This window comes from Burkholderia cepacia (genome assembly GCF_029962485.1).
In the GTDB taxonomy this organism is placed as follows: Bacteria; Pseudomonadota; Gammaproteobacteria; order Burkholderiales; family Burkholderiaceae; genus Burkholderia.
In genome coordinates, this window is the sequence record NZ_CP073637.1 from 1790790 (window position 1) to 1815399 (window position 24610).

A 24610-nucleotide genomic window follows, 5' to 3' on the forward strand; every position below is an offset into this window, starting at 1 on the left:
TTTCCTCCCTGATAGACGAACGGGCCGCGCAAATATTTAGCAGCACCGTCAAAAAAATGCGGCCGCACGCACTTTGCGCACAAAACGGTAAAAAATCGGCCGCGTCGTTCGTCACACCAGTGAAGCCGCCCCAAGCGGCCCCGAGACTTGGCCGAAGCGGCCGGACCGAAGGACTTCACGCACATGACGAGTTTCCCGACTGCGCTGCATCACCGAATCCGCGAACTGGCGCGCATCGCGCCCGACGCACCCGCCATCGCGGTCCCTTTCCAGCATGACCTGCGCCTGTCGCGTGGCGCACTCGACGCGCGAGCGTCGCACCTGGCCCGGCGGCTGCGCGCAGCCGGCGTCGGCGCGGAAGTGCGGGTCGGCGTGTGTGTCGAGCGTTCGTGCGAACTGTTCGTCGCGCTGCTGGCCGTATTGAAAGCGGGCGGCGTGTTCGTGCCGCTCGATCCGCGCCATCCGGCCGCGCGCCTCGACTGGATCGTCCAGGATGCGCAACTGCGCCACGGCATCGTCGATGCCGCCGGCCGTGCAGCGCTCGGCACGCCGTTCGAACACGCGTTTGACCCCGCAACCGAAGCCGTGGACGGGCCGGCTCCCGGCGCCGACGACGAAGCGGTGCCGGTCCATCCGCGTTCGGCCGCTTACATGATCTATACGTCGGGCTCGACCGGCACGCCGAAGGCGGTGGTCGTCGAGCACGGGCCGCTTGCGGCACATTGCGCCGCGCTCGCGGCCGCGCTGCCGATCGAGGCCGGCGACCGTCTGCTGCATTTCGCGTCGGTCAATTTCGATGCCGCGCACGAATGCTGGCTCGCGCCGCTCGCCGTCGGCGCCAGCATCGTCGTGGCGCCGCCGCAACCGTTCGCGCCGGACGCCGCGCATGCGCTGCTCGTGCGCGAGTCGGTCAACGTCGCCGCGTTCCCGCCTGCCTACCTGCGCGAATTCGCGGCCGTCGCCGCGCGCGACGGCGTGCCGCCAGCGCTGCGCGTGCTCGCATTCGGCGGTGAGGCACTGCCCCAACAGGCATTCGAATTCGTGCGCGGCACGTTTCCGTTGGTACGACTGATCAACGGCTACGGGCCGACCGAGGCCGTGATCTCGCCGATGCTGTGGCCGGTCGAACCGGGCGAGACGCCCGTGCTGGCCGCGGACGACGCGTATGCATCGTTGCCGATCGGCCGCGTGATCGGCCCGCGCGTCGCGCGTGTCGACGGCGCCGAGGCCGATGGCGTAGGTGAGTTGCTGCTCGGCGGCGACTGCGTCGCGCGCGGTTATCACGGCCGCCCGGCCTTGACGGCCGAACGTTTCACTCCCGATGCGGATGGCGAACCCGGCGCGCGCGTCTATCACACTGGCGACCTTGCACGGCTGCGCGACGATGGTGCATTCGACTACCTCGGCCGCCTCGACGATCAGGTTCAGGTGCGCGGCGTGCGCGTGGAGCCCGCGGAAATCGCCGCATGCCTGCGTTCGCATCCGGCCGTGGCCGACGCGGCCGTGGTTGCCGAAACCGGCAACGGGCCGACGCGGCTGATCGCATGCGTCGCACTGCGCGCGGCGGCCGACGATGCGGCGCTGAAGGCGCACGTGGCGGCGCAATTGCCGGCTGCGTGGCAACCGCACCGGTTCGTACGCTGCGATGCGTTGCCGTATACGTTGAACGGCAAGATCGACCGTGCCGCGCTGCGCGAACGGATTGCCGCTGCCCGCGACACGACGCAAGGTACCGGCGATGCGCCGCGTACGCCGACCGAACAGCAGATCGCCGGTCTCTGGCAAACGCTGCTGGGCCTCGACGTCGTCCCGTCGCGAGACGACCGGTTCTTCGCGCTGGGGGCTGATTCGCTCGCGGTCATGCAGCTGCAGGCCGCGATCCGGGCGACCGTGCGCGTGAACCTGCGGCTCGACACGTTGTTCGCCGATCCGGCGCTGGCCGAACTGGCCGAGCAGGTCGATGGTGCGGAACGCGAGACCGGCGAGCCGCTGGCCACGATTTCCGCACGCCGCGCACCGGCCGATGCGGCTGTATCGGCCGCACCGCATGTCGACCGTGCGGCCTCGCTTGCGCAGCAACGCTTCTGGGTGCTCGCGCAAACGCGTGACGCGAGCGCCGCGTATCACATCGCCGCGCAGTGGACGATCGACGGCGCACTCGACCGCGACGCACTGCAGCGCGCGCTCGATCACGTGATCGGGCGTCACGAAGCGTGGCGCACGACGCTCGTCGACAACGACGACGGCGTCGTGATGCAGCGGATTCATGCGCATCTGCCGGTGTCGATCGCCGATATCGACCTGCGAGACCAGCCGCCCGCTGCCCGCGACGCGCAAGCCACGCGCCTCGCCGAGCGCGACGCGGCCGAACCGTTCGACCTGGTGCGCGGCCCGCTGCTGCGCGCAACGCTCGTCGCGCTCGCCGACGACCGTCATCGCCTGCTGCTGACCGCGCATCACGCCATCACCGACGGCTGGAGCTCGCGCTGCGCGTTCGACGAACTGTCGGCCGCGTACCGCGCGTATGCCGAGGGCCGCGAACCGTCACTGCCCGATCTGCCGATCCAGTACGCCGACTACGCCGACTGGCAGCGCGACATGCTGGCCGGCGGCGAGGGCGCACGCCAGCTCGACTACTGGCGCGGCGCATTGCGCGACGTGCCGGGCCCGCTCGCGCTGCCGGTCGATCGCCAGCCGGGCGCCGTGCGCACGCTGCAGGGCGCACGCGTGTCGATGCGTCTGCCCGACGCGGTGGCGGCCGATGTGCGGCAACTCGCACGCGATGCACAGGCCACCGTCTTCACGGTGCTGCTGGCCGCGCTCGACGCGTGGCTGTCGCGCCTGACCGGCGCAACGGATGTCGTCGTCGCGGTTCCGGTCGCGCATCGTCAGCATCCCGAAACGCGTGCGCTGCTGGGTCTGTTCCTGAATACGGTCGCGCTGCGCGTGCAAGTGGCGCCCACGTTGCCGTTCCGCGCGCTCGTCGACGCGTCGCGTACGGCGGCGCTCGACGCGGTCGCACACCAGGACGTGCCGTTCGAGCGCGTCGTCGATGCGGTGAAGCCGCCGGTCAAGCGCGGCGACGAATGGCTGCGCGTGAAGTTCGCGCAGCAGTTCGACGCGCGGCACGACAGCGTGCTGCCGGGTGCAACGGCCGTTGCAACGCCGGGCCCCGATCTCGCCGCGCGCTTCGACTTCGCACTGGATTTCACCGACGATGCGAACGGCATCGAACTGGTCGCGGCATATGCAACCGACTGCATCGACGCCGACACCGCACGTGCATGGCTCGACAGCTATGCGGCGCTCGTCGGCGCAGCCGCGCACGATCCGCAACACACGACGGCCACGCTGCCGTGCGACGCATCGGCCGCATCGCGCCAGCCGCGCGACGGACGCGCGCTGCGCATCGAGCATGCCGACATCGTCGCCGCGTTCGCGCGGCAGGCGGCTTCCTACCCGCATCGCGTCGCGCTTTCCGACGCATCGACGTCGCTGACGTTCGCCGAACTCGACGACGCGACGAACCGCGTCGCACGCGCACTGACGCAGCGCGGCGTGGCGGCCGAAGCGGCCGTGATCGTCTGCATCGAACGGTCGGCGCGTTTCGTCGTCGGCCTGCTTGGGGCGCTGAAGGCCGGCGCGCTCGCCGTGCTGCTCGATCCCGCGCAGCCGGCCGCACGTCTCGGTGCCGCGGCGGCCGACTGCGGCGCACGCTGGGCGCTCGTCGCGGACACGGCCGCGTGGCCGGCCGGTATCGACACGCAGCCGCTCGACGTCGACACGCTCGCGCAAGATGCGACGCTCGCCCATGCGGCCGGCGTGCGTGTCGCGCCGCACCCGGAACAGGGCGCGTACCTGATCTATACGTCGGGCTCGACCGGCACGCCGAAGGGCGTCGTCGTATCGCACGGCGCACTGGCCGACTACGTTCAGGGGATGCTCGACGAACTCGCGTTCGCACCCGACGCATCGTTCGCGATGGTCTCGACCGTCGCGGCCGACCTCGGCCACACGACGCTGTTCGGCGCGCTGTGCGCGGGCCGCACGCTGCACTTGCTGCCGGCCGCCTGCGCGTTCGATCCGGACCTGTTCGCCGACGAAATGCGCCGCCGGGAAGTCGGCGTGCTGAAGATCGTGCCGAGTCATTTGCAGGCGCTGCTCGACGCGCGCGTGCCGGCCGACGTGCTGCCGCGCCATGCGCTCGTGACGGGCGGCGAAACGCTCACGTGGGCACTCGTCGCGCGCCTGGCCGCGCTCGCACCGGCCTGCCGCGTGATCAACCATTACGGGCCGACCGAAGCGACGGTCGGTGCGATCGCCTGCGACACGGCGTCGATTGCCGCCGATGCACGCGATCCCGCGAGCGGCGTGCCGCTCGGCCAGCCGCTGCCGAATGCGCGCGCGCTGGTGCTCGACGCGTTCGGCGCGTGCGTGCCAGCCGGGTCGACGGGCGAGCTGTATCTGGGCGGGCCGGGCGTCGCGCGCGGCTATCTCGGCCGCCCGGCGCAAACCGCCGAGCGCTTCGTCCCCGATCCGTTCGCGCGCGGTGCGCGGCTGTATCGCACGGGCGACCGCGTGCGGTTGCGCGCGGACGGCCGTCTCGCCTTCCTCGGCCGCATCGACGACCAGGTGAAGATCCGCGGCTACCGCGTCGAACCGGGTGAGGTGAGTGCGGCGGTGCGCGCAGCCGGCCCGATCGCGCAGGCCGAAACGCTTGCCATCGAACACGACGGCCGCCTGCGGCTCGCGACGTTCGTCGTGATGCGCGACGGCGCAAACTTCGACGAGGCCGCCGTGCGGGCGGCGCTTGCCGAGAAGCTCCCCGACTACATGGTGCCTGCGCAGTTCGTCGCGCTGGCTCGCTTGCCGGTGACGGCGAACGGCAAGATCGATCGCGCGGCATTGCGCGAACTGGCTGCCGCGCCGGTTGCGGTCGCGTCCGGCGACGCACCGCAGGGCGCGGTCGAAACCGTGCTTGCCGAAGTCTGGCAGGCCGTGCTGAAGGCGCCGCACGTCGGCCGTGACGACAACTTCTTCGAACTCGGCGGCGATTCGATCCTCGTGCTGCAGGTGATCGCCCGCGCGCGCAAGCGTGGCGTGCGCTTCACGCCGAAGCAGTTGTTCGACGGCCCGACAGTCGCCGAACTCGCGCGCATCGCGAAGACGGATGACACGGCCACCGCCGTGCCGCCTGCGAGCGTGGCCGCAACGGCAGCCGCGACGCCGGCTGCCGCGCCGATCCTGACGCCCGCACAGCAACGCTTCTTCGCGCTCGATATCCCGCATCGGGGTCACTGGAACCAGTCGGTTGCATTCGACGCGCGCGGTTCGTTCGATGCCGATGCATTCGCGCACGCCTTCGACGCACTGCTGACGCATCACGACGCATTCCGCCAGCGCTTCGCGCGCGGCGCGGACGGCACGTGGCACGCGAGCGATGCCGCGAAGCCGTACGATGCGCTGCCGTTCGTCGAAGTCGCTGCCCACGACGAAGCCGACGCACTCGCACGCTTCGACGCGCTGCAGCGCCGTCTCGACCTCGGCCGCGGGCCGCTTGCCTGCGCGTGTGCGGCACGGCTGCCGGACGGCTCGACGCAGCTTTATCTCGCGATCCACCACGCGGTCGTCGACGGCGTGTCGTGGCGCATCCTGCTCGACGACCTCGACACGGCCTACCGCGCCGCTTGCGACCGTTCGCCGATCCGCTTGTCGCAGCCGGGCCTGCGTGCCGACGCATGGGCCGCACGGCTCGCGCGTGCCGCGACGGAACCGGGATCGCCGTTCGCAACCGAAGCCGCGTACTGGGCCGGCATGGCGCAGGGCGACGACGTCGTACCTGATCATCCCGGCGCAGCGGCGACGAACGCCGATGCGTCCGTCGTCGTGCAGACGATCGACGCGGCATTGACCCGCGCGGCGCTGACCGATGCGCATGCCGCCTACCGCACGCAGACGATCGAACTGCTGGGCGCGGCGCTCGCGCTGGCACTGGCCGGCGCTCGCAACGCCGCATCGTGCCGCGTCGAGCTGGAAGGGCATGGCCGCGAAGCGCTGTTCAACGACGCGGACGCGAGCCGTACGATCGGCTGGTTGACGAGCCATTACCCGGTGACGCTGCCGGTCGCGGCGACAGCGCGCGATACGTTGTGCGCCGTCAAGGACACGCTGCGCGCGGTGCCGCACAAGGGGCTCGGCTTCGGCGTGCTCGCACACTACGGCGATGCGGCGACCCGCGCGGCGCTGGCCGCCGTGCCGCGCCCGCACGTCACGTTCAACTATCTCGGCCAGTTCGACGCGCCGCGCGACGCCACGCTCGTGCCGCGCTTCGGCGGCACCGGCGTCGAACGCGATCCGCAAGGCCCGCTCGGCAATACGCTCGCGATCCACGCGTACCTCGATACGGACCGCGACGGCGCGCGCACGCTGAAGGTGCACTGGGTCTACGGCGCGCCGCAATTCGAGCGCGCGACGATCGACGCGTTCGCCGAACGCTTCGCGTCGGCGCTGCGCGAACTCGTTGAAGCGTGCGCGTCGCGCATTGCACACCGCGGCGCCGGTGCGACGCCGGGCGATTTCCCGCTGGCACAGGCCGCCGGTCTCACGCAGGCCGCGATCGAGCGCACGCCGCTCGACTGGCGCGCGATCGACGACGTGTATCCGCTGTCGCCGATGCAGCAGGGCATCCTGTTCCATGCGCTGTTCGCGCCGGGCCACGCGAGCTACGTGAACCAGCTCGTCGCAACCGCGACCGCGCTTGACGCCGGCCGGCTCGCGGCCGCGTTCGACGCGTCCGTTGCACGTCACGACATCCTGCGCACGAGCGTGATGCCGGACGAAGCAGCGCCGCTGCAGTGCGTGCACCGTCACGCGCGGATGCCGGTCGAGCAGCTCGACTGGCGCGAGCGCGGCGACACGCTCGACGCCGATTTCGACGCCTGGCTCGCCGCCGACCGCGCGCGCGGCTTCGACTGGCGCGAGCCGCCGCTGATGCGGCTCACGTTGATCCGCGTGTCGGCCGACGCATGGCGCGTCGTGTGGACGCGTCATCACGTCCTGCTTGACGGCTGGAGCACCGCACGCCTGCTCGCCGACGTGCTGCGCGACTATCGCGCCCCGGACGCCGTGTCGCCGTTCGCGAGCCGTCCGGCGTTGCGCTACCGCGACTTCATCGCATGGCTCGGCACGCGCGACCGCGACGCCGACGAACGTTTCTGGATCGAGCGTCTTGCCCGCCTGGATGCACCGACGCTGATCGCGGAACGAACGGCCGATCGGGCGGATGCCGAGATGGTCACGTGGCGCGCGACGTTCGATGCGGACACGATGACGCGTGTCGCGCAGACGGCTCGTACGCTGAAGCTGACCGTCAACACGCTGGTGCAGGGCGCATGGGCGCTCGCGCTGCAGCGGATGACGCACCAGCCGGCCGTCGCGTTCGGCGCGACCGTCGCGGGCCGTCCCGACGCACTCGCGGACGTCGACTCGGTGCTCGGCCTGTTCATCAACACGCTGCCGGTCATCACCGCACCGGCGCCGCAGCAACGCGCGGCCGACTGGCTGCAGACGCTGCAGCGCGAGAACGCGGCCGCCGCCGAGCATGCCCACACGCCGCTTGCCGACATCCAGCGCTGGGCGCGCGGTGCGGGCGGCGCACTATTCGATACGCTGGTCGTGTTCGAGAACTACCCGGTCGACGACACGGCGCGCGACGCCGATCCGCGTGCGCTGGCATTGAGCGGCGTACGCAGCATCGAGTCGACCGATTTCGCGCTGACGCTCGTGATCGAGAGCGGTGCGGAACTGACGATCGACTACGGTTACGACACCGCACGCGTCGATGCGCGGCAGGTCGAGACCTGGCACCGTGCATTTGCCTGTGCGCTCGATGCACTGGCCCGTACGCCGGACGCGTTGCTCGGTACGCTGTCGATTGCCGACGACGTAACCCGCGACGCGCTTGCGCTCGCCCAGGATACGGCGCACGCATGGCCGGCGTCGCAACGTCAGCCGCTGCACCTGCAATTCGCCGACGCGGCACGGGAGACGCCCGACGCGATCGCACTCGAATACGCGGACGTACACGGCGGCGTGCATCGCGCGACCTATCGCGAACTCGATGCAGCGACGACGCGCATCGCGGCCGCGCTGCGCCGGCGTGGCGTGCAGCCCGACACGCCTGTCGCGCTGTGCGTCGAGCGTTCGTTCGACATGGTGATGGCGCTCGTCGGAGTGCTGAAGGCCGGCGCCGCGTACCTGCCGGTAGATCCCGACTATCCGGCCGAGCGCATCGCCTACCTGCTGCGCGACGCGCGGCCGGCCGTCGCGATCACGCAGGCCCATCTGCGCGAGCAGGTCGAGGCCGCGCTGGGCGAGGGCGCCGACACGCAGTTGCTGACGGTGGCGGACCTGCTCGCGGATGAAGTCAACGATCTGCCCGCAGGCGAAGCCGTGACGATCGACGACGCACGGCTCGCCTACCTGATCTATACGTCCGGCTCGACCGGCAAGCCGAAGGGCGCCGGCAACACGCACGGCGCACTGGCGAACCGGATCGCGTGGATGCAGCACGCATACCGGCTGACGCGCGACGACGTCGTGCTGCACAAGACGCCGTTCGGCTTCGACGTGTCGGTCTGGGAATTCGTGTGGCCGCTGGCGATCGGCGCGAAGCTCGCGATCGCCGCGCCCGGCGACCATCGCGACCCGGCGCGTCTCGCGGCCGCGATCCACGCGCACGGCGTGACGGTGCTGCATTTCGTGCCGTCGATGCTGGCCGCGTTCGCCGCGCATCTCGACGACTTCTCGGCCGCCGCGCAATGCGACACCGTGCGCCTGATCGTCGCGAGCGGCGAGGCGCTCGCACCCGAACTCGTCGCGAAGATGGCGCGGCTGCTGCCGAATGCAACGCTCGTGAACCTGTACGGGCCGACCGAAGCCGCGATCGACGTGTCGCACTGGACCTGCGGCCCTGACGACGCGCACGCGGTCGCGGTGCCGATCGGTCATCCGATCGCGAACCTGCAACTGCACGTGCTCGATGCGGCCTGGCAGCCGGTGCCGGCCGGCGCGACCGGCGAACTGTATCTCGCGGGCGCGGGCCTGGCGCGCGGCTATCTCGGCCGTCCGGCGCTGACCGCCGATCGTTTCGTGCCCGATCCGTTCGTGCCGGGCGCGCGCATGTACCGCACCGGCGACCTCGCGCGCCGGCGCGCCGACGGCGCGCTCGACTACCTCGGCCGCGTCGACACGCAGGTGAAGCTGCGCGGCCAGCGGATCGAGCCGGGTGAAATCGAAGCACTGCTGCGCGCGGCGCCTGGCGTGAACGATGCGGTCGTGATCGTGCGCGACGAGCAACTGATCGGCTACGTCGCCCGTGGCGACGCCGGCCCGCTCGATCGCGCGGCGCTGCTCGATGCACTGCGCGCGCAACTGCCGGCGTACATGGTGCCGTCGCAACTGATCGAGCTCGACGCGTTGCCCGTCACGCCGAACGGCAAGTGCGACCGTCATGCGCTGCCGGCGCCGGTGCGCGCAACGGCCGAAGCCGTCGAACTCGCGACCGATACCGAGCGCGCGCTTGCGGAGATCTGGCAGCGCGTGCTGCACGTGGACGCGATCTGCCGCGACGGCGATTTCTTCCTGCTCGGCGGTCACTCGCTGCTCGCGACGCAGGCCCATGCGCAAGCCAACCTGCATTGGGGGCTCGCGCTGCCGCTGCGCACGCTGTTCGACACGCGCACGCTGGCGCGCTGCGCGGAAGCGATCGACGCGGCCTGCGCGGCACGCGGCGAGACCGATGCAGCTAGCGCGATCGATGCGCTGCTCGGCGAACTGGAAACCCAATAAGGACGACGGATGACGAAGGTTCAACCCGACTGGCTCGCGCTCGCGACGCGTTTCGCGCAACTGCCCGACGCGCAGCGTGCGGTCTTCATCGACAAGCTCGGCGCGGCCGGCATCGACTTCCGCGTGCTGCCGATCCCGCCGCGCACGCCGCGCAGCGAACGCGTGCCGGCGTCGTTCGCGCAGACGCGGCTATGGCTGCACGCGCGGCTGATCGATGCGCCCGACGCGTATCACATCACCGAACGCCTGGCGCTGACGGGCCCGCTCGACGCGCACGCGCTGCGGCTCGCATGCGATGCGCTGATCGCCCGTCATGAAGCCCTGCGCACGACCTTCGACGAAGCGCAGGACGGTGTCGCGCAAACGATCCACGCACCGCTGCGCTGCCCGTGGCGCGAAACCGATCTCGAAGCGCTGTCGGACGCACAGCGCGTGGCGCGCGCGGAAGCCGTCGCGACGGCCGACGAAGCCGAGCCGTTCGATCTCGGCGCGGCGCCGCTCGTGCGTGCGCACCTGGTGCGCTTCGACGCGACGCATCACTGGCTCGCGTTGACCGTGCATCACATCGTGTCGGATGGCTGGTCGTCGGGCGTGATGCTGGAAGAGCTCGCGGCGTTCTATCGTGCGTATGCGTCCGACCGGCCGGTGCCGCTCGCGCCGCTGCCGATCCAGTACGCCGACTACGCACTGTGGCAGCGCCGCTGGCTCGATGCCGGCGAGCGCGATCGCCAGCTCGCGTTCTGGCGCGAACGGCTCGATCCACAGCGCGGCGTGCTGACGCTGCCGGGCGCGACCGCAAGGCCGGCGCGCCGCAGCGCGCGCGGTGCGCGTCATGTGTTTTCGTTCGACGCGCGCGTCGGCGCGCAACTGCGTGCCTTTGCCGCTGCATCCGGCGCGACGCCGTTCGCCGTGCTGCTCGCCGCGCTCGATGCGCTGCTGGCACGCGCGACCGGCGACGCACGGATCTGCGTCGGCGTGCCGGCCGCAAATCGCGAGCGCGCGGAAGTTGCCGGCCTGATCGGCTTCTTCGTCAATACGCTGGCGATCGACGTCGACGTGCCCGCGCACGGCGATTTCTCGTCGCTGGTCGCGCGCACGCAGCGCGCACTCGTCGACGCGCAGATGCATCAGGATGTGCCGTTCGAACAGGTGGTCGATGCGCTCGGCGTGCCGCGCAGCGCGAGCCACCATCCGCTGTTCCAGGTGATGGCCGCGTATGGCGAACGCCGTGCGCTGCCGGCGCTCGGCGCGGCGGCGGCGGCGTTGCTGCCGTCCGGCACGCCGTCCGCGAAATTCGATTTGACGCTGTCCGTCGAGGCGACGCCCGACGGCACGTTCGATGCGGCATTCATCTATGCGCTCGATTTGTTCGATGCCGACGCAATCACGCGTCTGGCCGCGCGCTTCGTCACGCTGCTCGGCGATGCGCTTGCACGCCCCGACATGCCGGTCGGCGATCTCGACTGGCTGCCGGCCGACGAACGCGCGCAGCTCTTTGCGTGGAACGCACCGGCAGGGGCGGCCGACGCCGAACCCTTCGTCCCCGTGCATGCACGCATCGCTTCGCATGCGCAGGCGCGGCCCGACGCACGCGGCGTCGCCGATATCGACCGCGCGCTGACGCGCGGTGAGGTCGACGCGCGTGCGGCGCGCCTGGCGCGCCATCTGGTCGCGGCCGGCGTACGGCCCGAGATGCGCGTTGGCGTCGCACTTCGACGCTCGGTCGACCTGCTCGTTGCGCTGATCGCGGTGCTGAAGTCGGGCGCCGCGTTCGTGCCGCTCGATCCCGCGCATCCGCGCGAACGGCTCGCGCAGATCGTCGGCGACGCGAACATCGCGCACGTGCTGACCGACGGCAAGAGTGCCGCGTCGCTGCCCGAGCTGCCGGCGCTGCGCGTGTGGCGTGCCGATGAAGTCGATGCACTCGACGAAGCCGCGCACGTCGCGCTGCCGGACGTGCTGCCGGGCCACGCGGCCTACGCGATCTACACATCGGGCTCGACCGGCAAGCCGAAGGGCGTGATCGTCGACCATGCGTCGTTCGCGCTGCATTGCGCGGCGATCGCCGAACGCTACGGCGCGGGCGAGGACGACGTGTTCCTGCTGTTCCAGTCGGTCAACTTCGACGGTGCGCACGAAGGCTGGTTTTCGCAGTACATGTCGGGCGCCGCCGTGTCGGTGACGGCCGACGTGCTGTGGCCGCCCGCGCAGACCTGCGCGATGATGGTCCGCGACGGCGTGACGATGACCTACGTGCCGCCCGGATGCGCCGCACAACTCGCCGAATGGGCGCTCGCGCACGGCGCACCGCCGACGCTGCGTTCGCTGACCGTCGGCGGCGAGGCGACGTCGCGCGAAGCGTTCGCGATGCTGCGCCGCGCGCTGCCGAACGTGCGCGTGGTCAACGGCTACGGCCCGACCGAGACGGTCATCACGCCGACGCTGTGGATGTTCCGGCCCGGCGACGATCTCGCGACCCTCGGCGACGCCGCGTATCTGCCGATCGGTACGCTGGTCGGCGCGCGCACCGCGCACGTACTCGACGAGCGGCTGCATCCGCTGCCGGTCGGCGTGATCGGCGAACTGTATCTGGGCGGCGAGGGCGTCGGCGTCGCGCGCGGCTATCTCGACCGTCCGGCGCTGACGGCCGAGCGCTTCGTGCCCGACCCGTACGGTGCGCCGGGCGCGCGGCTGTACCGCACCGGCGACCTTGTGCGCCGTCGCGCGGACGGCGTATTCGATTTCATCGGCCGCGTCGATCACCAGGTGAAGCTGCGCGGGCTGCGCATCGAGCTTGGCGAGATCGAAGCGCAGCTGGCCGCGCACGACGCCGTGCGCGAAGCGTGCGCGGTCGTGCACGGGCAGGGTGCGCTCGCGCAGCTCGTCGCGTATGTCGAGCTGACCGCCGATGCACAGGCCGCCGCGCAGCCGGTCGAAGCCGCGACGCTCGACGCGCACCTGCGCCGCACGCTGCCCGATTACATGGTGCCGGCACAACTGATCGTGCTCGACGCGCTGCCGCGCAACGCGAACAGCAAGGTCGACCGCGCGCGGCTGCCTGCGCCGGTGCGCGTCGAACGCGCGTACGAGGCGCCGCGCGACGGCGACGAAGCCGCGCTCGCGGCGATCTGGTGCGACGTGCTGAACCTCGAGCGCGTCGGCCGCGGCGATCACTTCTTCGATCTCGGCGGACATTCGCTTGCCGCCGTACGCGTCGCGACGCGCGTGGCCGAACGACTCGGCCGCGACGTGCCGGTGCGCGCGCTGTTCGAGGCACCCGTGCTGGCACAGTACGCGCTGCAGGTGGCCGATGCGCCGCGCGCGGTGCATGCCGGCGCCGCGGCGCCGGGCGTCGCGGTGGCCAGGCCCGACGCACATGGCGTGTGGCCGCTGTCGCCCGCGCAGCTCGGGCAGTGGTTCCTGTGGCGCGCGCAGCCGGACAGCGCCGCGTACAACATTCCGGTCGCGCTGCGCGTGCGCGGCCCGCTCGACGTCGATGCACTGCGCGCGGCGTTCTCGGATGTCGCGGCCGTGCATCCGGCGCTGCGCGCGCGACTCGTTGCACGCGACGGCGCGCTGCCGGGACAGCGGATCGATGCGGACGTTTCTGTCGAACTGCCGGTGCTCGACCTGTCGGCTCAAGCCGATGCGCTTGCCCGAGCCGCCGCGCTGACCGACGAGGACGCACTGACGTCGTTCGACCTCGCGGCCGACACGCCGCTGTGGCGCGCCCGCGTGCTGCGGCTCGCGGCGGACGACCACGTGCTGTCGGTGACGATCCATCACATCGTGTCGGATGGCGAATCGATCGATCTGTGGTTCGACGCGGTGCGCGCACGCTACGTCGCCCGCGTGCAAGGCGACGCAATGCCGGCGCTGGAAACCATCCAACCGGCCCTGCCGCTGGTGCTGCCGGCGTCGGGCCATCCTGCCCGCGTCGCGTATTGGCAAGATGCGCTGGCCGACCTGCCGTCGCGCGTACTGCCGCAGCGTGCGGGCGCGCCGGCTAACCCGCAATGGCGAGCCGCCCGCATCGCGTTCGAATTCGACACGCACCTGATCCGCGCCGCACGCGACGCCGCATCGGCTGCGCACGCCACGTTGCCGATGCTGCTGCACGCGGCGCTCAATACCGCGCTGTTCCGCGCGACGGGCGCGGCCGACCAGCCGGTCGGCGTGCTTGCGTCGACGCGTGAGCTTGCCGGCGACGCGGCCCGCGAAGCGCTCGGTCTCTTCATCAACTCGGTCGTCGTGCGCACGCGGATCGACCCGGCCGACCGCCGCTCGGACGTGCTCGCGCAGGTGCGCGACACGGCGCTCGCCGCGTATGCGCATGCGGACGTGCCGTTCGCCGACGTCGTCGCCGCGCTGCGCGCACCGCGTGCCGCACAGGCCAATCCGCTGTTCCAGGTGATGTTCAACTACCTGCGTCCGACCGGTGCGGCCGCGCGCGACTGGGCCGGCCTGTCGCTTGCCGAATTCGACGACGTGCGCCATCGCGTGGTGTTCACGCTCGAGCTGGACGTCGTCGAGCACCCGGACGGCCGCGTGAGCGCTGCGTTTTCGTATGCCGACGAACTGCTCGATCGCGGTTTCGTCGATGCGCTCGTCGATGTCTATCACGATGAAGTTGCCCGCTTCGCCGGCGCGTCGGAAGCGGCGCTCGGCGTGCCGGACGCACGTGCCGCCGCGCACGCCGCGTCCAGCGCACATGCAAGCACGGAACCACGGGGCCACGCACCGTCGTCGCATGCGGCGGTCGCGCTCGCGGGCTTGTGGTCCGACACGTTCGCGACGGCCGCGCCCGAGCCCGATGCGGACCTGTTCGAAGCCGGCGCGACGTCGTTCGACGTCGTGCGCTTCGTCGACGCAGCCGGTCGTGCCGGTCACGCGCTGACGGTCGCCGACGTATTCGCGTCGCCGACGCTCGCGGCGCTCGGCGCACGACTCGATGCACGAGCGGAAACAGGACAGGAGGCGCGCCATGCTGGCTGAAGTGCGTCCGGACGGATTCACGATGCTCGATACCTACCGCCTCGCGTTCGCGGACGGTCTGTTCGCGGTGCGCGACGGCACGGAGATCCGTGTCGCGCAGGGCGACGGCATCGGCGCGCAATTGCTGCGCGCGCAACTCGGCGACGACGGCGCACTGCGCCTCGTCGCTTACAACCATCGCGCGGCGCCGGCCGACCAGCGCCGTGCGCTGCTGGCTGCGCTGGCCGCGGCGTTTTCGGACAGCGCACGCCACGCGGCGATCCGGCTCGATCCGGCCGCGTGGCCGGCGGTCGCGCTCGATGCGCTGCGCGCGAGCGGCGTGCTCGCCGACGGCGGCCGCTGCATGCGCGACGGCTGGGCGCAACAGGCCGACCTGTGGCTTGTCGGCGCACATCTGCCGTGCGCGACGCTGCCGATGCTCACCGACGGCCGGCGTCACCCGCGCCGGCCGCCCGCACCGCGCGGCGAGGTCTACGCACGCGATCTGCCGGCGCTAGGCGTGCGCTTCACGTTGCGCGGATGGCAGCCGGCGGAGGACACCGAACGGCTCGCGCGCTGGTTCGACGAACCGCGCGTGCACGAAGGCTGGCCGGGCGCGCAGCCTGCGCAACGCGGCACGGAAGGCGCGCCGGGTGCAGCCCCCGACGCCGATCCGCACGTGACGCCGCTCGTCGGCTGCTTCGACGGCGAACCGTTCGCGTACTTCGAGGCGGTGTGGCTGAAGGAAGACGCGCTCGCGCCGCACGTCGCGGCGCGCGACTACGACCGCGGGCTGCGGATGCTGGTCGGCGAGTCGCGCTGGCGCGGCTCGCATCGCGTGGCCGGATGGTTGCCGTCCGTCGTGCATTACCTGTTTCTCGACGACCCGCGTACCGAAGCGGTCGGCTGTGCCGTTCCGGCCGGCCACGCGCGGGTTGCCGACCATCTCGCGCGGCATGGCTTCGCGCGGCAGCGCCGTCTGGCGCTGGCCGACGCGCAGCCGCTGTGGATGCGCACGCTGCGCGAGACGTTCTTCTCCGGCCGTCACGTCTGACGGGCCGGATTCACCGACAAGGGAGCTGAGACATGCAGAGAGAAACCGTATTCGACCTGATCGGCGTCGGCTTCGGGCCGTCGAATCTGGCGCTGGCCGTGCGCCTCGCGGAGCGCAGCGGCGCGCGCACGTTCGCCCATTGCTTCGTCGAACGCCAGCCGGAATTCGGCTGGCATCGCGGGATGCTGCTCGACGACTGCCGGATGCAGATCTCGTTTCTGAAGGATCTCGTCACGATGCGCGATCCGAAAAGCCGCTACACGTTCATCAACTACCTGTTCGAACGTGGCCGCCTGAACGAATTCGTCAACCTGAAGAATTTCTATCCGACCCGCGTCGAGTTCCATGACTACCTGAGCTGGGTCGCCGACGCGTTCGACGACCGCGTTCACTACAGCGAGACCGTGCTGGCGATCGAGCCGGTACGCGGCGACGGCGCGAAGATCGACGCGCTGCGCGTGCTGTCGCGCGACGCGGCTGGCCACGAGCGCCAGCGCGTCACGCGCGCACTGTCGGTCGGCGTCGGCGGCACGCCTGCGATTCCGGACGCGTTCGCCGCGCTCGGCCGCGACCGCGTGATCCATTCGTCGTCGTACCTGACCGATATCGACCGGCTCGTCGCTTCGCCCGACGGCGAGCGCCGCCGCGTTGCGGTGATCGGCGCGGGGCAGAGCGCGGCCGAGGTGTTCATCGACCTCGCGCGCCGCTTCCCGCACGTCGACGCGAGCCTCGTGATGCGTGCCGGCGCGCTGAAGCCGGCCGACGACAGCCCGTTCGTCAACGAGATCTTCAGCCCCGAGTTCACCGACGTCGTCTATGCCCAGCCGCACGACGCGCGCCGCGCGCTGCTCGACCGCTATCGCGACACGAACTATGCGGTGGTCGACCGGCCGCTGATCGAGCAGATCTACGAAATGCTGTACCTGCAGCGCATCGACGGCACGCCGCGCCACGCACTGCTCGCGAACAGCGCGATCGAGGCCGCGGTGCGTACCGCCGACGGCCGCATCGAGCTGACGCTGCGAGACCGGATGAGCGGCGCCACGCGCGTCGAGCGCTTCGATGCGCTCGTGCTCGCGACGGGCTACCGCCGCGACACGCATTCGGCCTTGCTCGAAGGGATCGCGCCGCACCTGGGCGATGCGCTCACGCGCGGCGACGTCACGCGCGACTACCTGCTCGCGACGCCCGAAACCTTCGCGCCGCGCATCTACCTGCAAGGCTGCTGCGAAGACAGCCACGGATTGTCCGACACGTTGTTGTCGGTACTGGCGCGCCGCGCGGACGAGATCTGCGCGTCGCTCGAAGACGGGATCGCGCCCGCCCATGACGAAGGCGCGGCCAAGGCAAGACAAGAAAACGGGGTGAGCGCGGGCCGGATGGCTTTCGCTCTTTGACAAAGGCGCGGTCGGAGACCGCATGAAAAAAGTGGAGCAGAGAAAGATGGAGTGGGCAACAGGCACGCGTTTGCGTGCGATCGCAGCCGCGGCAAGCGTGGCGTTCGGTACGGCGGCGGCAGGGCACGCATTCGCCCAGACGGCGCCGGCCGTGAACGCAGGCGCCGCGGCGTCGGCCAGCAGTGCACCGAACGGCGCGGCGGCCAGTACGTCGACCGGCGCGCAGAACGGCACGCTGCCGGCGATCACCGTCAACGCGGCCTCGGCCGGCGACGGCACGGTCGGGCTTGTCGCGAAGCGCAGCAGGAGCGGCACCAAGACCGACACGCCGCTCAACGAGATCCCGCAGACGATCAACGTCGTCACCGCGCAGCAGATCGAGATGACCGGCGCCACCGACGTAAACGCGGCGCTGCGCTACGTGCCGGGCTTCTCGTCGTACGGTTCGGACAACCGCTCGGACTGGTACGCGGCGTTGCGCGGCTTCACGCCGACCGCCTACGTGAACGGGCTGCAGGTGCCGAACACGATCAACCTCGCGAGCTGGCGCGTCGATCCGTACATGATCGACAGCATCAGCGTGCTGCGCGGGCCGACCTCGGTGCTGTACGGCGCGGGCGACCCGGGCGCGATCATCGACGTGCAGACCAAGCTCGCCGACGGCGAGCGCGTGCGCGAAGCCGGAGTGCAGATCGGCAACTACGCGCGCAAGCAGTTCATGATCGACGTGGGCGACAAGCTCGACCCGGATGGCAAGTACGCGTACCGGTTCGTGGGTGTCGCACGCGACGGCAACGCGCTGACGGGCCCGAACAACGACCAGCGCGTCGCGCTCGCGCCGTCGTTCCGCTGGCGCCCGGACGCGGATACGTCGCTGACGCTGTCCGCGACGTACCTGCAGGACTGGGGCGACATCTCGTCGAACTTCCTGCCGGCGGTAGGCACCGTGCTGCCGAACCCGAACGGGCAGATCAACAAGGACGTCTACGAAGGCGACGGAAGCTTCAACTACTACCGCAAGAAGCAGTGGTCGGTCGGCTACCAGTTCGAGCGGAACCTGACGCCGGCATGGACGTTCCGCCAGAACACCCGCCTGATGCATCTGTCGCTCGACAACGGCTCGGTGTTCGGCAACGGCTTCGTCGATGGCAGCACGACCGACGTGTCGCGCTGGGCTGGCGTGTTCCAGATGAACTACAGCCGCTTCGACATCGACAACAACCTGGAAGGCCGTTTTGCAACGGGCCCGCTCCAGCACACGCTGCTGCTCGGCTTCCAGTACAACCGCCAGACCGCGACCGACAGCGAATGGCTCGCCGCCGCGCCGCCGCTGAACATCTACAACCCGGTCTATGCGCCGGTCACGCTGTCGGTGTTCTCGAATCCGGACACCACAATCCGGACGAACACCTACACGACGATGAACACGTTCGGCCTGTACGCGCAGGACCAGATCAAGTGGAACCGCTGGACGCTGACGCTCGGCGGTCGCGAGGACTGGGTCAACATGCGGATGGACGATCGCGCGGCCGGCACGTCGACGAAGGCGGACGTCACGGCGTTCACCGGCCGCGTCGGCCTCACGTACCAGGGCGATTACGGGCTGTCGCCGTACATCAGCTACGCGACGTCGTTCAACCCGCTGATCGGCGTGAACCTGCTCGGCGGCGGGCTGCCGCAGCCGACGCGCGGCAAGCAGATCGAGGCCGGCCTGCGCTGGCAGCCACCCGGCAAGAACCTGATGCTGAATGCGGCGATCTACCAGATCAACCAGACCAACGTGCTCACGTCGGCGCTGCCGAGCCAGGACGATACCGGCACGAAGTCGGTCCAGACCGGCGAAGTGCGTTCGCGCGGGATCGAGCTGAGCGCGACCGGCAAGGTCACGTCGAATCTGTCGGTGATCGCGTCTTATGTCTACCAGGACGTGAAGAACGTGCAGGCCAACGACGCATCGCTGAACAACTGGCCGGTCGACATTCCGCGTCCGCGCCAGATGGCGTCGCTGTGGACCGACTGGACGTGGCATACGGGGCCGCTCGCGGGCTTCGGCCTCGGCGGCGGCATTCGCTACCAGAGCGCGTCGGCCGGGGCGGCCGACAACTCGCTGACGGTCTCGAGCGTCACGCTGTTCGACGCGGGCCTGCATTACGACACGCGTAACTGGCGCTTCGCCGTGAACGGGACGAACCTGTTCAACCGCCACTACATCAGCGGTTGCCAGTCGTACAACGTCTGCGTGTTCGGTACCGACCGCACCGTGATCGCGACCGCGAAAAATACAACTGGTGACGTCGCACGCCGCGGCCTGCCGGCCGGCCTTCGTGGCCGGTGCGGGCCGGCCGCAGCGCCTTCGTCCTTTATTCCACGACGCATCCATGCCGAAGAAAAATCTCGTCTACATCCAGTCGCTGCGCAACGGCGCGGCCGATCGCGCCGGCCAGCCGGTTGCTTACCAGGGTGGCACGCGCTACATGAAGGCGCCGCTCGAATTCCTCGTCGAGCGCCTGAACGACTCGCCGCTCGGCGAGCGCTACACGCTGCAGGGCGTGATCGTCGACGACGACGACGGTTCGCCGGCCGACCGCGCGAAGGTCGCCGACTACGGCTTCGCACGCACGCCGGGCCGGCCGTGGATCCTGCCGGAAGGCCTGACGGTGCAGGGCCGGCCGGTCGACGAACTGTTCTGCTCGATTCCGTCGACGTACCGGCGGCTGCCGCGCGACGCGCGCGAGCGCGCTGCGGCCAAGCAGGCGTTCGAGCGTCGTTTGCTCGAGCGCCTGCTCGAACTCGACGCGGACATCGTCGTGCTCGACGGGCTGCTCGTGATCCTCGATGAGCTCGTGCGGCCCGGCGCGCGCTTTCACCGGCGCATCGCGAACATCCACCCGGGCATCACGGCCGACGGTTCGCCTTACCAGCGGCGCGGCGCGTGGGCGACGCTCGACGCGCTGCACGGCGCACGCGGCGAACGGGTCGACTGGGCGAGCGGCACGACGTCGTCCGTCGCGCCCGTGACGATGACGGGCGCATCGTTTCACTACGTCGACAACGGCATCGATTCCGGCGAGGTGATCAGCGACGTGCTCGACACGCCGATCGCGCCGGACGACACGATTCTCGAACTGCGCTGGAACAACTTCCAGCGCAGCCTGTTTCCGGCGCTCGAGCAGGGGCTGCATGTCCTCGCCGACCGCCACGACGCGGGAGCACTGTGATGGAAGACACGCTGACGAAACCGGCCGGCGCCGCCGACGCCGTCGAAGGTGAGGTGGCTGCGGCGCTCGACGGCGCCGCGCAGGGGCAGGCCGTGGCGGTCGTCGAGCACACGCTCGACGCATGGCGGCACGACGATGCGCCGGACGCGCTGCTCGCGGCGTTCGTCGCGTTGTTCAACACCGACACGCGGTATGACTTCGCGACGATCTCGGTGCCGCTCGCCGGCGCGGACGCGGCAGCCGTCGAGTCGTACGTCGCGCGCGCGGTGCGCGAGGGCGTGATCGACGGCGCGCAGGTCGCGGGCGACACGCTGCGGCTCACCGTGTCGCGCACCACCTTCTGGCAGAACCCGCGACCCTGGCTGAAGGCGCCTGCGTCGGGCGGGATGCCGCTGCGCTACGCGATCACGAACGGCCACCGGCATCCGGTGCGGCCGCCGTCGCCGGCCGGCGAGATCTATGCGCGCTACATGCCGCAGGTGGGGATGACGTTCAGCCTGCGCACCGTCGACCTCGACGCGCACGCGGACCTGTTCAGCGGCTGGATGAACCTCGATCGCGTCGCGCACTTCTGGGACCAGCGCGGCACGCGCGACGAGCATGCGGCGTACCTTGCCGAGCGGCTCGCCGATCCGCACATGCACCCGATGATCGGTTATTTCGACGACACGCCGTTCGGCTATTTCGAGTTCTACTGGGCGAAGGAGGACCGCCTCGCGCCGTTCTATGACGCGCACGACTACGATCGCGGGCTGCACCTGCTGATCGGCGACTCGCGCTTCCAGAGCGCCGGCAAGCTGCATGCGTGGTGGAGCGGGGTGCTGCACTACATGTTCGTCGACGAACCGCGCACGCAGCGGCTCGTCGGCGAGCCGCGCGTCGATCACGTGCGGCACATCGCGTACATGCACCGGCTCGGGTTCTACACGCTGAAGGAGTTCGATTTCCCGCACAAGCGCGCGGCGCTCACCGTGATCGAGCGCGATACGTTCTTTGACACTTTCCGGTTGCCGTGACGAGGCGGGGGCGCAGCGTCGGTGCGACGTTGCGCGCGGTCCGGTGCAGTATCGGCATCGGCCGTTCGGGATATGGACCGCGCGGCCTGCGTCGTGAAGAATGGATCGCTCTCTTCATCGACGACAGGCTGGCAACATGACAAAAACACCCTTGGCAGCGTGGGGCGCGACGTCCGATTTGCGCCCCTTCAAATTGACATATGCCAGCATATGTCTAGAATGGGCGCATCGTACTCCCATGGGGTGGCTCATGCGCACTGTTTCCATTTTCAAGAATGCCCGTAACCAGGCAATCCGCATCCCGAAGGACATGGAGTTCGAGGGAGTGACGGAACTGGAGATCCGCCGCGAGGGCGACACGCTGCTGCTACGGCCGGTGCGGCCCACGTGGATCTCGTTCGCGAGCGAACCGCTGGCCGACGCCGACTTCCTCGCCGAACGCCCGGCCGTGATCGAGTCCGGCCGTTTCGACCTTTCCGGTGAGGATGCCGCGCCGACGGGGTCCAGCCAGTGACCACGCTCTACATGCTCGATACGAACATCTGTTCGTTCATCATGCGCGAGCGGCCGCCGGTGGTGCTGTCGCGGCTGCAGTCGTGCGTCAATGCACAGCACCGGATCGTCGTGTCGGCCATCACCTATGCGGAAATGCGATTCGGCGCAGTCGGCAGGAAGGCGTCGCCGAAGCATGCGGAACTCGTGATGGCTTTCGTTTCGCGGCTCGATGGCGTGCTGTCGTGGGACACGGCGGCCGTCGACGCCACGGCCGCGATTCGTGCCGATCTCGCCGCGCGCGGCACGCCGATCGGCGCGAACGATGCGTCGATCGCCGGGCATGCGATCGCGGCCGGTGCGGTGCTCGTCACGAACAACGGCCGGGAGTTCGGCCGGGTGGCCGGGTTGTCGCTCGAAGACTGGGCGGCCTGAGCGCGGCAGTGCGAAAGCGGGATGATGCTGCGGCTCCACCGCGTCGCGTCATGCGTGGGGCGCGGGCGGATCGACGAGAAAGACGTCACGAAATGCGTCGAGATACCGGTTGGCGTCATCGCTGAATTCACCCGGCAACAGCGCGAACGCGCGTGCCATCAGATCCTGGCCGAGCGCAGCATAGGTCGCTGCGTCGGACAACAGCACGCGGATGGCGTCGCGCGTTTGCGCCGAAGCGATCCGTTTCGCGTCTCGCGCGAGCAGCGCGGCGGCGGCAAGGCCGGGCTGGAACGCGTGCAGTTCGAGCAGGTCGGGGGCAGCATCCCAGATGCGTTCGCGATTGCCTGCATCGTGAAAATTTCGCAGCAGGAACAGCAGGTCGTACGCGTCGCTGTTCTGGCGTGCGCGCCGGTCCTTCCAGGCGAGCAGCTTCAGTAGCACGAGCGCCGGCAGGCTGGCCACCGGCACGACGGTGCGCGCGTCGATCGACACCGGCTGTGCGGTGTCCACCGCTTCCTGGAAGCCGAGCACGTTCAGCACGAATTCGCCGCCTGGCGGCCACGCGATCTCGCCCGGCGGCGTTTCGAGCGGCCCGAACGGCACGAGATCGAGCTCGGTGCGAAAACCGTGTGTGCCGCTGTCGAACAGCAGTGTCTGCTGCTGTTTCGACGCGCGCGTGAATTGCCCGGTCGCGACGAGTGCATCGACGAGCTGCGCGTGAAACGGCCAGCTCACCACGCACACCGCAACGTCGACGTCCCGGGTCGCGCGCACCGGCCGGATGCCGTGGACGTGCCACATCAGGATGTCGCGTGCGGTTGCGCCGGCGACGACGAAGGCCGTGTTGACCCGCGCACAGGCACGGCTGACCGCTTGCAGCAGCGCGACCGCCGCCGGGTCGAGCGGCCGGCGCGCGTCGACTTCAAGCGGGCGGGTGGGCGAGGTATCGGTCATGGATCCGTTCGGCGGCGGCAAGGTTGCGGCTGTCCCCGGACGCGACGAGATCCGCATAGATCAGGAGCGGCGGTACGAGCGGCACGCGCTGCTCGTGCCAATCGAGCGCGGGCGAGTGCGGCCAGAATGCTTCGACGATTTCGACGTCGCCGTGGTCGTCCGGGCGCAGGCGAGCCTGGAGCAGCAGGCGGTTCGATACCGCGCCGTGCGTATAGACGGTGATCGCGGCCGGTTTCAGATCGTGCGTCAGCAGGTCGGCTGCCGGTTCGCCGCCGAGTCGCGCATCGAACGACGCGAAATCGAAATCGCGCCACCAGTCGGGTGCGAGGCTGGCATACCGACGGCGCGGCAGTTTCGCACGCAGGCGGCTCGGGTACAGCGCAACCCATTCCTGCACGAAGCGCGGCCAGTCGGGTATCAGGCGCTCGCCATTGCGGCGCTGCGCGACGAGGCCGCGCGCGATCAGGTCGTCCATCGCGAGGTTGACCGTGCCGAGCGCGACGCCCGACGCGGCCGCAATCGCCCGATACGGCTGCGCGACGAGTCCCGGCTGTGTCGCGACCGCGAACATCACGGCCAGCCCCTTTGGCGTCGTCGCGCGCGATGCCAGCCGGCGTGGTACGCGGGCGGGTTTCGGCCGGCCGGCAATCATCACGGTCGCCTCCGGCTGAATCAGGCACGCGTTGCCCGCGGTGTCGAGAAACGGGATGCCCTGATCGATCAGTCCGGCGGCCAGTTCGGCCGAAAGATAGGGCGCGATCAGCATCAGCGGCCGCTCGCCGTGCATCGCGGTCACGACGCCGCGGCGGTGCAGCGTCGCGAGTGCGCCCGGCAGCGATTCGACGCGCAGGCTCACGGCGGCCGGCATCTCGAATACGTGCCCTGCAACATCGAAGCGGATCATCGCGTCGGCTTGCCCGGTGTACGCGGCCGGCACGCGCACGGGCCGCGCTCTGAAGCGCCGGGTCGCGCGTTCGAACGCGGCGCAGGCCTCGTCGAGCACGTGCTGTTCCGACATGGGAAGGGGGGCATGCTTGGGCATTGGAGGTGACTGTATGTTCACTTCCTCATTAGCGTACACAATAAATGTACAAGCGTCAAAAAGTGAACAAGAACCCGCAACACGTTGATGTATTGGCATTATTCCGGATGCTTGAACGGTCATCGTCGAATCCCGGTGATCAAGTCGATGTGGAGCCCACAGTTTCACGGGCCCGGGCC

The 24610-nt window shown here is 70.0% G+C and carries 10 protein-coding genes and 1 pseudogene; 9 read left to right on the forward strand and 2 right to left on the reverse strand.

What is annotated here, in order from left to right:
- Window positions 1-183 precede the first annotated feature (183 nt).
- The 9 genes and pseudogenes from KEC55_RS08315 (at window position 184) to KEC55_RS08355 (ending at window position 22435) form a co-directional block, all read left to right on the forward strand.
- On the forward strand, window positions 184-9849 hold the full coding sequence (locus KEC55_RS08315) for a non-ribosomal peptide synthetase (RefSeq protein ID WP_282504920.1): 9666 nt from the start codon (window positions 184-186) through the stop codon (window positions 9847-9849).
- Between the two features lie 9 nt (window positions 9850-9858).
- The gene (locus KEC55_RS08320) at window positions 9859-14844 is read left to right on the forward strand and encodes a non-ribosomal peptide synthetase (protein WP_282504922.1); all 4986 of its coding nucleotides are present in this window, start codon (window positions 9859-9861) and stop codon (window positions 14842-14844) included.
- A complete protein-coding gene (locus KEC55_RS08325; protein WP_282504923.1) occupies window positions 14834-15877 on the forward strand; it encodes a GNAT family N-acetyltransferase in 1044 nt (347 codons plus the stop codon). The genes KEC55_RS08320 and KEC55_RS08325 overlap by 11 nt, the downstream gene beginning before the upstream one ends.
- 32 nt (window positions 15878-15909) lie before the next feature.
- Window positions 15910-17274: a lysine N(6)-hydroxylase/L-ornithine N(5)-oxygenase family protein gene (locus KEC55_RS08330; protein WP_282504925.1), complete on the forward strand. Its 1365-nt coding sequence runs from the start codon at window positions 15910-15912 to the stop codon at window positions 17272-17274.
- A gap of 22 nt (window positions 17275-17296) precedes the next feature.
- Window positions 17297-19566, forward strand: a pseudogene (locus KEC55_RS08335) (TonB-dependent siderophore receptor).
- 86 nt (window positions 19567-19652) lie between these two features.
- A complete protein-coding gene (locus KEC55_RS08340; RefSeq protein ID WP_282504926.1) occupies window positions 19653-20492 on the forward strand; it encodes a formyltransferase family protein in 840 nt (279 codons plus the stop codon).
- Window positions 20492-21508, forward strand: coding sequence for a GNAT family N-acetyltransferase (locus KEC55_RS08345; RefSeq protein WP_282504927.1), 1017 nt, complete (start codon window positions 20492-20494; stop codon window positions 21506-21508). Before KEC55_RS08340 ends, KEC55_RS08345 begins: the two co-directional genes overlap by 1 nt.
- 250 nt (window positions 21509-21758) lie before the next feature.
- Complete coding sequence (gene vapB, locus KEC55_RS08350; protein ID WP_282504928.1) at window positions 21759-22022, forward strand: type II toxin-antitoxin system VapB family antitoxin; 264 nt, start codon at window positions 21759-21761, stop codon at window positions 22020-22022.
- The gene (locus KEC55_RS08355; RefSeq protein ID WP_282504929.1) at window positions 22019-22435 is read left to right on the forward strand and encodes a PIN domain-containing protein; all 417 of its coding nucleotides are present in this window, start codon (window positions 22019-22021) and stop codon (window positions 22433-22435) included. The genes vapB and KEC55_RS08355 overlap by 4 nt, the downstream gene beginning before the upstream one ends.
- 48 nt (window positions 22436-22483) lie before the next feature.
- Here KEC55_RS08355 and KEC55_RS08360 read toward each other — a convergent pair whose 3' ends face one another.
- On the reverse strand, window positions 22484-23389 hold the full coding sequence (locus tag KEC55_RS08360; protein ID WP_282504930.1) for a nucleotidyl transferase AbiEii/AbiGii toxin family protein: 906 nt from the start codon (window positions 23387-23389) through the stop codon (window positions 22484-22486).
- The gene (locus KEC55_RS08365; protein ID WP_282507503.1) at window positions 23358-24431 is read right to left on the reverse strand and encodes a type IV toxin-antitoxin system AbiEi family antitoxin; all 1074 of its coding nucleotides are present in this window, start codon (window positions 24429-24431) and stop codon (window positions 23358-23360) included. Before KEC55_RS08365 ends, KEC55_RS08360 begins: the two co-directional genes overlap by 32 nt.
- Window positions 24432-24610 lie beyond the last annotated feature (179 nt).